We start from the raw sequence: 12,615 nt of genomic DNA on the forward strand, positions 1-12,615 counted from the left end.
CCAGCAGTTTATTAGCTTAGCGTCATTGAGACAACAGTAAAATAGGGAGAGATGAAAGACAAAAAAAGCGACACAGAGTGTGTCGCTTTTTTGATTTGTACTTTGTACTTACAGGGTCTGGCTATTGTCTAAGTGGCTTGAGATTAAGCAATACAAATCCCTATCACTGCTTTATAACCACGCCATGTAAATGGCGTGATATAGCTTTGACGATCTTTGGGCAAATAAGACACGTTTGGCGCACCTTCAACGATATGAGGAGGAGAGATAATAAACTCCGAGCCAAACTCAGTACGAGCGTTACCAGAAATAGTGTTGGCCATTTCGCCCAGCAAGTCTTTCATCATTGTGATTGAGGAGTCAGGCTCTTTCATCACCTTTATTATTTCTCGCAGCATCACACTAGGGGCACTCACATATACACAGCCTACAAGCGGACCTGATATCTTGATAACACCACTAAAATCATAACCAATAGCACTTTTGTTATGGTTCAGATAAGGGGTATCAATAGCCACTTCCGAGCTATCAATCTGTACAAAAAATGCGTTAATCGAACTGAGAAACACACCCAATTTTTCTACTTTAAACATAGTATATTAATATCCATCTGTATTACGTGGCAGCAGCATTAATCCTGCAAACAAACCACAATCTCGCCAATCTGCGAGTGCCAAGTGATGGGAATGATAAAAGAACGCTCGTCGTTTGGTAATACAATACTTTGCGGAGCGCCTTTGAAGACGAAGGGCACAGAAATATGAAACTCTGGACCAAATTCTTTACGCGCATTGCCCGAGATTGTATTGGCAACTTCACCAGCCAAATCTATATAGTTTTCATCGCTTTTATCGGTTTCACCCATGCTATCTAATATAGAAGACAGTAACTGACGTGTTGCCGAAAAATACACCACACCTTTTTGTTCACCAGATATACCAATCACACCTGTATAGTCATGGACTTTTGGCTGCTTGTTCTCTAATAAGTATGGCGTATCAGCGACGAGCTCTTCTCCCCCAAACTGATTAAAATAGTTACTAATAATGCTTAAAAAAATCTGTAGTTTTTGTTCTTTCATAGTGACATCTACTTAAGTCGTTGAATGGTATTAGTCTTGCATCAGCTCATACAAAGACTCTACAAGCTCCTCTTCTGAAAAAGGCTTACACAAAAATCCGCTGGCGCCCAACGACAACGCTTCAATACCAGTGGCTTTATCAGACAAAGCTGATACCACTAAAATACGTACATTAGGGTCAATCGCTATGATTTTTTCAATGCACTCAAGGCCATCCATTTGTGGCATGGTCAAGTCCATCGTAATCACATCAGGACGATGCACATTAAACTTTTCGATGGCTTGAACGCCACTGGTAGCCGTAGCAACCAGCATAAATTTCCCTGAATCGTACGCGCGCTGAATACGATTTCTAATAATATTTGAATCATCAACAATCATTAACTTATACATAACTTATATTACCTTTAATAAAGTGCTTGTCGTCCTTGACAACGTACCTATGGTTTCCAATTAAGCTTTCGGTAAAGTAATGACAAACCGCGTCATCTGCCCCAGCTCACTGTTTACATTAAGCGTGCCATTATACTCTTCTACTTGCGCTTTGATGATATCAAGACCAACGCCGCGGCCGCCATCTTCGTCTGCATGCTCTTTAGTAGAAAAACCTGAAGAAAACAGTTGTTCAAGTAAGTCATTCTGACTGAGCTGATTTGCTGCTTCAGTACTAAAACGACCGGATGTGCTCAGTTTAGCACGAATACTTTCGTAGTCGATGCCTTGACCATCATCTTGTACAGTCAGTATGATACTTGAACCGTTATCTTGCACTTCCAAATCAATCGTTCCTACGGCATTTTTTCCAGTAGCATAACGGACACTTGGTTTTTCGATACCATGTACTACAGCATTACGTAATAGCTGAATACTAATCTCTTTGATCGGCTTTTCCAGCTGTGCTGGTATGGCCATTTGCGTTAGCGTATCGCTTTTTAGCTGTACTTGCTTACCTTGTCTAGCAGCGATATCTTTTGCAAACGCTTGGTAGAAAGACAATCGATCATCATCTGCTTCACTATCAATGTTCATGTTATCGACTAAAGAGTTTGATGGCACACCCTCAGTCACAACAGCTTTTGACACACGGCTTTTGACAATACTTTCATCCAACCCAGCTGATGTTTGAGTGGTAGCAGGTTTGGCGCTCATTGGTGCTGAGCGGTTGATGCGTTCACCCAAGGTTGCAATGGTATTTGAGAGATTTAATAAGTCATCTAAATGTACTGCTAATTGCAAGAAATCATTGCCCGATAGCTGACCTTGATTTTGTAGCGCGTGCAGTTTGTCTTCTGCATCTGAAGCAATCTTAGTAAAGCTGTGCAGTTTTAACGCAGACGCCTCACCTTTCAAACTGTGCATTTCGCGATAAATAGCTTTTAGCTTGGCTTCAAGCTCATATTGTGAGCTACCAGGGTTTTTCAAGATATTGTTCATTTTCTCGATATGCTTCTGAGTATTGTCAATGAACTCATTGATAATCTTCGGATTTACATTCAAGATGGTTGTTAGCATCTCAATCTGCATATCATTTTGCGAACGCTCTTTTTCTAAACGCTGCTCTAGATAAACGGCATCTGACACATCGTTGACGTTGACTAGAATACGAGCAATGTCTTTATCTTCATAGACTCGTGAAAACTTAAAGTCTAAAAAGCGACTGCTAGAGTCCCCTCCTCTAGTAGCACCGTGCAACATAACTTTGTTTAGAGGATTCAAAGAGTCGACCAGTTTTTCTTTCACGCGCGGATTATATAGCTGATCAATAAACTGCTGTGTGGTTACCAGATCTTTATCAGAAATACGACCACGTAAGACATTGGTAAAGTTCTCCCCTGCCAATCTGTCCTCACCGATAATATCATTCAGTGCTCGAGAATGCTGCTGACCAATATTTAAGTCTTTATCAAGCAAGAATAGACCCGTATTTACCGTTTGCATAATTTCTTGTGTTTCGCGACGAGCGGCAAGCGCCTCTGCATCCGTCTCACGCAAACGACGTACAAAGAAGAATACGAAGATCAAAAAGTACGCAAAGATAGCGGCAACACCAAGTACCTGAATCAGGCGGATGGTATTTGCTTGGCGTTCAGCGTCAAGGAAAACCTCGTTAGTCAAATCTTCTAACGACTCGTTCATGAGCAAACTGGATGTTTTTGCCTGTTCAACGGCCTGAAACAACTCATCTGAGGAGTCAACCGTCACGTTATCAGCATCTTTTAGGTAGCTTTGAATTCTAGGCTCTAAAAGTTGCCACTGTTCATTCGCGGCTTGAACACTCTCTTGTGCACTACCACTAACCTTGGGTAGCTTATAAGTTTGACCATCCAATTCTTTAGTGACCGTACCACCCTGCTCAATGGCTACAATAGATTCACTGATGAGGGCAGTATTTTCTTCTAGACGACTCAGTACTCGCTGAATATGTGGAGAGCTGGTGTCTTCACCATAGCTGCTGTCTAGGTCGAATAAGTCTTTAATTACCGCTTGCGCGCTGTTTGCTACTTGGTTGGTTTGATCGATCAATACTGTATTTCTTTCTAACAAACTTGATGTATAGAAAGTAAATGCAAGTAGAGCACCAATCAAAGATAAGAATAGCGCAATTGAAATAATCAAGCCGCGATAGCGTTTGTTATCTACATTACTGGTGGTTGCCATCTTTTATAGCCTCTTAGTTCAATTGCTTAGTATTAGTATCAGCAGCGCTCGTATCAACAGATGTGTTTTCACCCAACCAGCGCTTTTCAATTTCTTCAAATGTGCCTTTTGCTTTGAGCTTAGTAATACCCTCATTCACTTGATTGATAAGTGTATTATTGCCTTTCGCCATTAATATGACTTGCTGCGCAGATGGATTGTCCTCGCCCTCGTAAGGAACGATAGTAACGTTATATTCTGGATGGTTTTTTGCCGTGTATTGCAAGATAGGCAAATCATGCAATATGGCGTCTACCTTGCCTTGGACGAGATCTTCATACAATAAAAAGGGGGTAGTTTTGGTGGTCAAACTATTATAACTGCCCATCAGTTCAGCTTGATCTTCTTGCTTTGAACCTTCCATTGCAGAGATATTCTTGCCTTGCAAATCTTCTAAGCTATTGATATTCAAATCATCTTTAACATACATGATGGCTGCTGGGTTAAAAAAGTAGGGGGTTGATAAGCCGTATTTTTCAGCACGATCGTCTTTGTAAGAAATACCTGCAATAGCCAAATCTCGGCTACCCGATTCCACACTATCAAACAGATTCTGCCAAGTTTCTTTATAGAACTCGACTTTGAAGCCTTGTTCTTCACCAATAGCACGAATGGAGTCAACATCAATACCCTGCATGTTGCCATAATCATCTTGGAACGAAAACGGTGGCGTCGTACCTGTTGTCGCCACTTTTAAAGTTGGCGCAGTAGCAGGCAATTTACTGACAAAGCTGTCTTTATTTTCTGTAGCTGGTGTGCTCGTTGCGTTAGCATTTTCTTGAGTGGAAGAGTTACCGCAGCCAAATAGGCCCACACTCAATACCATTGGTAACACTCGATATAACTGCATCATAATCTACCTTTAAGCTTAACGTTGTTCCAAAATCCATTGGATAATAATTTAGTGAGGTGAAGTAATATCTTCACAACATTTAATTACATAAAGTTACGTTGGATAATACTTATCTAATTTAACTATTGCAATAATTATGTTTGTTTTTTACAAAAAATTTGTATAGTCAAAACAAAAGACTAGACATAAAAAAAGGCATTGATACAGGGAGAGAGTATCAATGCCTTTTAAACATAAGGCAAAAAAGTAAAGCTTATGATTTATTCAGCATCATCAAGGTTTAAATTACGGTCTATTTGCCAGATTAAAAAAGACCCAAGGCCCATCAGGGCAAACATAGCAATACCAATTTTGAGTACTGGATTGACCGGAAATAGATTTAACAACAAGCCACCGAATATACCGACCGAAAACATGAGCGAACCTTGCAGCGCACTTGCCATACCCGCACGGCGTTTTTGAAAAGCGAGCGCAATGGCAGAGGCATTCGGCTGAGTCAGACCCAAACCTGCAATACAAAAGAAAATACAGGCAAGCACCAAGGGTAGCCAAGCATCAGTCCCCAAAAATAAACCTATAAAAAACAACACGCCTGCAGAAATAACCTGCATCATCGCACCAAAGCGTAGAATACTTAAAATACGAAAACGATTGGTAAGCCATTGGTTCAGCTGGGTCAAACCCACAAAGCCTGCAGCATTCATTCCAAACAGCCAGCCAAAGTGTGTTGCTGATACGCCATAAGTGTCCATAATCAACTCAGAGGCTGAGCTGATATAAACAAACATCGCGCCCATCAGCAAACCGCCCCCAATCGCTGGATAATTAAAAGTGGGATCTTTTAATAGCTCCCAATACTGGCTTAAAACTTCTTTGGCAGGACGCACATTACGATTTTCTTCCGTCAATGTTTCAAAAAAGAAAAACTTAGTGAGCAACAAATTAAGCGTACCAAAGGCTGCCAAAAACCAAAAAATCGAATGCCAGCTAAAAAATTGTAAAAATACCGCACCAAGCGAGGGGGCCAATATAGGCGCTAAACCCATGACCAAAATCATAATAGAAAAGGCTTTGGCCGTTTGTTTGGCAGTCAGACGATCACGAATCGCAGCTCGAGTCACCACTGCCCCCACACACGCGCCAAGTGCTTGCATAGTACGCCCGACAAATAAGACATACTCATTATTGGTGGTGGCACAAATGATGGAAGCGATAACATAGAGCGTCATACCGATATACAAAGGCTTCACTCGACCAACGCGATCACTAAATGGCCCATAAAATAGCTGACCAAATACCAAGCCCAAAAAGTACGCTGGCACAGAGTTGGCCATAAACGCAGTTGATACTCCAAAATCATCTGCCATGGATGGCAACGCTGGCAGATACATATCGATAGACAATGGCCCAACTGCCACAATAAGCCCAAGCATCATAATCCATGCAACAGGCAAATCGGCCGAGCGCACTCGTTCAGAAGCGATGGGTTTATTGGGTAGGGAAGATTTTGGAGCAGACATATTTAGACCATTTTATATAGTAGACTTCTTGCAAAAGCACCATTTTATTGACTGCTATAAACAGTGCTTTAAAGACTAGCGACGACTTATTTACAAGAAGTCTAGTGACTGTTATTTTATTATTCTTGCTTGTTTTATTTTTGGCATTTATTCAATGTTGAAAAACGCCTCTCTGATAATAGCGTATGTTGGCATGCATTTGTGCTGGCAGACAGTGTTATATCGTAATATCTGCCTGCGTTTCAAGAGATGTATAACAGTAATAAAACAAACCCCAACAACCAGACACAATCACCTAAAGTCTCAAAATATAGTCCATCAAAAAAAAGCATCTTAAATAGCTCAATCTTTTTGTAATAGTATTCACTTCTTTTAAAGTGAATCGACTATACACTTAAAATTTTTAAACAAACGTTTTTTAATAAAAAAATTGATTAATTAAACTGACGCTTGGCAAACGCTGTACTGGCTTGTTTGGCTTTTCTGAGCGCCAGTTTACGATTGCGGCCAAGCATCATTTTAATCTGCCATAACTTTTCTTTATAGAGCGTTGTCGCAGGCTGCTGATACATGGCGTTAATCACTCGCTTACTTGCCAGCACGGCATCAGGAGAACGCTCGGCAAATTCGGCAGCAAGTTGCTGTGCCTGTTCGAGTGGCGTCTCACTACAATGACTAATTAGACCCAGCTCATGGCCTTTGTTGGCATCAATAATACGAGCGCTCATTGCCAGCTCTTTTAAGATATCTTCTCGTACAACCCCAAAGGCGGATTGTGTCAAACCCATGTCCGGTACTAAGCCCCACTTGGCTTCCATAATAGACAATTTACAATCAGGGTGACTGATGCGCACGTCGCAAGCGAGTGCCAATTGTAGCCCGGCCCCAATGCAATAACCTTCTAAAACCGCAATAACAGGGACAGGTACATCACGCCACACAAGACAAACGCGTTGGAATGCGCTTTGCCAAGGCTTTATAAGCTCCCAAAGGGCAAATGCTTGATTCTTTGGATGGTTTAAATCACCCAAGTCGATGCCTGCACAAAACGTCTCTTCTGCGCCATTTAAAATGACTGCTCGTATAGTTCTGTCTTTGCTAACGCGACCAGCCACGGCAATCAGCTCATTGATGACCTGAAAACTCATGGCATTTTTTTTGTGGGGACGGTTTAAAGTAACCATTAAGATAGTATCGGTCATGCTAACTTGTAGGGTTTCATACTGGTAAGTGGCAACTGTGTTCATAACCATCCTTATTAGAAAATAAATATATAGTCGAAGCCGTAACGACTTATAAGTACGTTGACTATAGCGTTGATAGTCGCAATACTAACAGGCTTACATCTGCTCTACTTCAGCAACAACTGACTGCCACGGCACTCTACACAATGCACCCATAAAATATTTACCAACCATTTATTTATTTATTTACCAACCATTTATTTATTTATCTATCTATCTATCTATCTATCTATCTATCTATCTATCTATCTATTCTGCCTATTGAAAACAATGATTTCTTAAAAATACTGATCTTGCGAAAAAATATCGATTTTATTTTTCAATTTATATCATTTTCCAAGTCATATCATTTTCACTTAAGCGGTGATAATTGAGCTGAGGATAGAATGACAAATCTAGCGTTTGTAAATTATTTAACGCGATTAACAATGAGTCATAGTAAGGTTCAAGCATCGCAAACTGTGCCGGTGTGGTGTGCTGGACATTCAACAAGCATTTGTCTTCTAAATCTTGGCTGGCTTGACGTAATTGCGGCACACCAGTGTAACGACTGCCGCCCAATATACGATGGGCAATTTGTGCCAGCATATGACGATCGCGTGTTTCCCACGCTTGCGTCAATGCCTGTTTTTCATTATCAATGGTATCAAGCATCATAATGATGAGTTTGGCTGCCAGATCTGGTTTGTTCGCAGAGCGAGTAAGTGCGTCTTGCCAATCTAAAATATCTAGAGTATTAATATAACTAACACTTAAATGATTGCGGCTAAGATGGGTTGCGCCGCTTGCGTCTGTTGTCACCTCATCATGAGAGCTGTCCACGGAGTTTTTAGGCGGATGCAATGATGACGACGACCCTTGTTTTTGCAAGCGTATACTCTCATAGCGCGGCTGAGTATTGCGCGGCGTTTCTCGTCTATAGTCCTCACGAGGCTGGCTATCGCGCAAGTAATCATCCCGAATTTTTTTCAATGATAAAGGTCGAGTGATCTTTGGCTGGTTGGTTATATCAGAGGCACTGGTGTGATTACTCTCATGATTTTTAACCATAGGATAAGCAATGACGGTAGAGTCTGAAGGCCAAGTTGAATAGTTTTCAGCATCGCTATTTTGCAATACCGTGGCTTGTAAATCGTTCAAGTCAATCGCTTGCGGATCAACGCTATGTAGAGTGGTGTCAGGCAACGCCAACTGTGCCGTGGTCGTTGTGCGTCCAAGCCATTTTTGCAGCACTTGCAATAACTGAGGCTGGCTGATGGGCTTACCCACATAGTCATTGATACCGCTTGCGATAAGCTTGTCACGCTCGTCAGCCAAACCATGCGCGGTCAAAGCAATGATAGGTATGCGGCTGTCATCATTCTCAATGTTGCGGATTTGGCGCGCCGCTTCATGACCTGACATACGTGGCATTTGAATATCCATAAATATTAAATCAATATTGTTTTTATCCTGAGCCGCGCCTTTGTCATCCACACTCGCCTCTTCATAAAGCGTGCTATTTGCTTTTTTACTGACCTCATCACGGGTTTCAGCTTTAGAGAGTTGGGTTTTATTTGAGAGACTTTGTTTGTCGTTTTTAGTAGTTTTGATATTTTTGGTTTGTTGTTTGCTGATGATCTCTATGGCATCAAAACCACTACTCGCTGTAATCACCTGAATACCAAGCTCGCTCAGCAACGCATCAAGCACCAGTAGGTTGGGCAGATGATCATCCACTGCCAGCACAGTCACCCCTTTCCAACGGGGTTCTTGCATGCTCTTTGGAACGCTGCGACTTTGTGTATCCAGCATGGCATAGAGCTGCCTTTTGTCTAGTGGCTCATACAGTATATTGGCGTGATAACGATTCAATAGTGCTTGATCGGCGGCCACTTGATAGCCAAATACCGCAAGTTTGCCTTGATAATGGAGACGAATCTGTTTGAGTAGCGCCATCATATCGTCTTGCGTATCATCGTCAACGATGACCCAATCCCAATAGTTGCCATGCTCTTTTAGTGACTCAAGCACTCCAGGCAGTGAATTGGCTTGGGTCAGTTTAATCGGTAAATACTGTAGGCTGGCTTTGAGCACTTGGATAGACGCGGTATGATTGATCCATACCAAAACATTGAATTCGTCGGTAGCACTCGCTAGTGGCGCTAACACTGGCAGCTCAATGGTTTGACCAGTAGCGGCTTCTAACACATCAACATGCGCTGGCATACGAAACCAAAAAGTCGCGCCTTGATTGGCAATGTTTTCTTGAGCATTGTCATGAAAACCAATATCGCCGCCCATTAGCCGAGTCAATTGCTTGGAGATGACCAGACCCAATCCCGTACCACCGTATTGGCGAGTGATTGAGGGATCGCCTTGGCTAAAGCTTTGAAAAAGCATCTTTTGATCGGCCAAAGATATCCCTTTGCCGCTGTCCTGTACACTAATCATCAAGTAGTTGTCACGGTGATCGTCCAAGCTGACGCGCACTACTACATCGCCACTATCAGTAAACTTAATCGCATTACCGACGATATTGGTTAATACTTGCTTGAGGCGCAGGGCATCACCATTGATACGCATCGGTACGTCATTATAAAACAGTACTGCCATACGCAGACCTTTCTCTGCGGACACAGGTGAGAGCATATCAACCACATCATAAATGGTGTCATAAAGATCAAATTCATGGCGATCAAGTACCAGTTTACCCGCTTCAATCTTAGAAAAATCCAAAACATCATTAACGAGTGCCAATAAGTGTGCCGAGGATTTGCGTATGGTTTGCACATACAAATCTTGTTCAGGATTCAATTCACCATGACGTGCCAGCAAATTAATAAAGCCATCGATACTGTTCAGAGGAGTGCGCAGCTCATGGCTAATATTGGCCAAAAACGCCGATTTGGCCTGACTGGTGGAGATAGCTGCATCACGCGCATTACGGATAGAGATGTTTTGCATTTCCATCTCATCAAAAGCAAGGCGCAAATCATCTTCTGTTTGTTCGGCATGATCTTTTAATTCTTGAAAACTTCTGTGCAACCGGCGCAACGTTTTGACCAAGTCCTGCTGCAATAAATTCAGTTCACCATCCGACTCAACGGGAATGGGGTGATACAGATTGTCGACATGGGTGCGTTGCAGCTGCAAACGTAGCTCATAAATTGGGGCTATCCAACGTTTTGAATAAATATTCAAGCTCAGCAATAAAATCAAAATAGTGAACAAACCCGTGATCACTAGCGCCATAGCAATCCGATAACGCGCAATGTACAGTGGCTCGTTGTCCATGTCCACTAACAACCACATTCTTTGGCCTTTAAACTCTCCTAACACACTGCCATAAGCCGTACCAATAGGGGTTGGTCTTTGCGATAAGAATTTTTCTTGTAGCCCTATCAAAGGCCAAGCTTCATCCCGTCCATAGCCTACGGCGGCAAGTACTTGATTGCTCTCGTTAATAATAGCAATGCGCTGTACATGCTGCTCGGACTGCATGCGATTCAGCTTATCTTGGATACCCTTGAGCTGAGCTCCTTCTGTTTTCGATGTGTCATTTGCACTAACATCAACGTCATTACGTGCTTGCTCTAACAGCTCAGGAATCAGCTCAGCAATTGCTGGCGTATAACGAATCAGCACCGCTTCGGCCAGTACCTCTTGCTCTGAATTGCTAGCACGCATGGTTTCGTAAAAAACCAAAATACCACCGACCGCCGCCAACACACAAATGGGCAAAAACACCAATATAATGAGCTGACCATATGCACTACTGGTATCAAAACGTTTTTTGTGTGCCATGCGAGCATTACTCTCTACTGGGGTTTGTGCTAGGTATCAATAACAGTGACCAGCTGCTAGTCATCGTTAAACTCTATCTATTTTGGGTATTTTAACAGCATTTATGCGCATAGAGGTCATCATCACCGATCATTGCTAACAAATGAGATGGCTAGAACGCATTTCAATTGTCTGGCCATGTTTAGATATCTCTCATTTACCAAAATTTCTGGATGCCCTCAGCGTAGCCAAAAACAAAATGATATAATGATGCAACCTCTTACTTGTCACCAGTTTTTTGTAAAAACCGTCAGCTTATTTTGATATAGTCTGTTCACAGTACAAAAGTAAAGTGATGCAAAAAACATACTACTGATATAAAGCCGTTATCCAGAAATCAAAACTCTATTTAAAAAATACGCCTTTACTCGACAATCAATTTTGGAAACCAATAAGGATACCCTATGTCCGCTACGGCCATGTCAAACGCCAACTTTATCACTCAAGTCACGACCCTTGCTGATTGCGTCGGTCAAACGCCATTGGTCAGATTACAGCGCCTACCTGAACAAGCACACATTACCAATGATGCGACATTATTGGCCAAACTTGAAGGGAATAATCCAGCTGGCTCTGTCAAAGACCGTCCTGCTTTTAATATGATTTATCAAGCAGAACAACGCGGTGATATAAAACCTGGTGACATGTTAATCGAAGCCACCAGCGGCAATACGGGCATTGCCTTAGCCATGGTAGCAGCCATGCGTGGCTATCCAATCACATTACTGATGCCAACCAACTCAACTCAAGAGCGCAAAGATGCGATGATTGCTTACGGTGCCACGCTAATCGAAGTAGATGAAGGCATGGAAGCGGCGCGCGATTTGGCACTGCAGATGCAGGCGAATGGTAAAGGCATCGTCTTAGATCAATTTAACAACCCAGACAACAGCCAAGCACATTACCTGACCACGGGCCCTGAGCTATGGGCACAAACTGACGGTAAAATTACGCATTTTATAAGCTCCATGGGTACTACCGGTACTATCACAGGTGTCTCACGGTACTTAAAAGAACAAAATCCAGACATCAAAATCATTGGTCTTCAGCCAGATGAAGAAGCCTCTATCGCTGGTATCCGTCGCTGGCCTGCTGCCTATATGCCAGGCATCTTTGATGCAGATTTGGTCGATGAAATCATGGATATCGATCAGCACATTGCAGAAATCTATATGCGCAAATTGGCCAAAACCGAAGGTATCTTCGCGGGTGTGTCTTCAGGCGCAGCGGCATGGGCGGCGCTGCAAGTGGCTAAAGAAAACCCTAATGCCGTTATCGCTTTTATTGTTTGCGATCGTGGCGATCGTTACTTATCGACAGGTCTCTATAGTATTGAAGACAGCAGTGTTGATGATGGTACAGAAGTTAATTAACGCACAGAACGCCGTTCAGTTT

Annotated in this window: 9 protein-coding genes; 1 reads left to right on the forward strand and 8 read right to left on the reverse strand. The window is 42.4% G+C overall.

Annotated elements, in window-relative coordinates; all coding sequences use genetic code 11:
- Positions 1-143: 143 nt before the first annotated feature.
- From M917_RS07910 to M917_RS07945, 8 genes are all read right to left on the reverse strand, one after another.
- Complete coding sequence (locus M917_RS07910; protein ID WP_021814281.1) at positions 144-593, reverse strand: chemotaxis protein CheX; 450 nt, start codon at positions 591-593, stop codon at positions 144-146.
- Between the two features lie 38 nt (positions 594-631).
- The gene (locus M917_RS07915; protein WP_021814282.1) at positions 632-1,081 is read right to left on the reverse strand and encodes a chemotaxis protein CheX; all 450 of its coding nucleotides are present in this window, start codon (positions 1,079-1,081) and stop codon (positions 632-634) included.
- Positions 1,082-1,111: 30 nt separating this feature from the next.
- Entirely contained in the window at positions 1,112-1,474 is a 363-nt protein-coding gene (locus M917_RS07920) for a response regulator (protein ID WP_021814283.1), read from the reverse strand.
- A gap of 60 nt (positions 1,475-1,534) precedes the next feature.
- Positions 1,535-3,739 (reverse strand): ATP-binding protein, encoded by a 2,205-nt coding sequence (locus M917_RS07925; protein ID WP_021814284.1) that lies wholly within the window; start codon positions 3,737-3,739, stop codon positions 1,535-1,537.
- A gap of 13 nt (positions 3,740-3,752) precedes the next feature.
- Positions 3,753-4,631: a transporter substrate-binding domain-containing protein gene (locus M917_RS07930; RefSeq protein ID WP_021814285.1), complete on the reverse strand. Its 879-nt coding sequence runs from the start codon at positions 4,629-4,631 to the stop codon at positions 3,753-3,755.
- 260 nt (positions 4,632-4,891) lie between these two features.
- Positions 4,892-6,151 carry a multidrug effflux MFS transporter gene (locus M917_RS07935; protein ID WP_021814286.1) on the reverse strand — a complete coding sequence of 420 codons (1,260 nt, stop codon included), beginning with the start codon at positions 6,149-6,151 and terminating at the stop codon, positions 4,892-4,894.
- A 434-nt stretch (positions 6,152-6,585) separates the two neighbouring features.
- Positions 6,586-7,398, reverse strand: coding sequence for a crotonase/enoyl-CoA hydratase family protein (locus M917_RS07940; RefSeq protein WP_021814287.1), 813 nt, complete (start codon positions 7,396-7,398; stop codon positions 6,586-6,588).
- A gap of 321 nt (positions 7,399-7,719) precedes the next feature.
- The gene (locus M917_RS07945) at positions 7,720-11,181 is read right to left on the reverse strand and encodes an ATP-binding protein (RefSeq protein WP_021814288.1); all 3,462 of its coding nucleotides are present in this window, start codon (positions 11,179-11,181) and stop codon (positions 7,720-7,722) included.
- Positions 11,182-11,624: 443 nt separating this feature from the next.
- On the opposite strand from M917_RS07945, the gene cysM reads away from it, so the two are divergent.
- Entirely contained in the window at positions 11,625-12,593 is a 969-nt protein-coding gene (cysM, locus tag M917_RS07950) for a cysteine synthase CysM (protein WP_021814289.1), read from the forward strand.
- The last annotated feature ends 22 nt before the right edge of the window (positions 12,594-12,615 follow it).

The organism is Psychrobacter aquaticus CMS 56 (assembly GCF_000471625.1).
GTDB classification, from domain to species: Bacteria; Pseudomonadota; Gammaproteobacteria; order Pseudomonadales; family Moraxellaceae; genus Psychrobacter; species Psychrobacter aquaticus.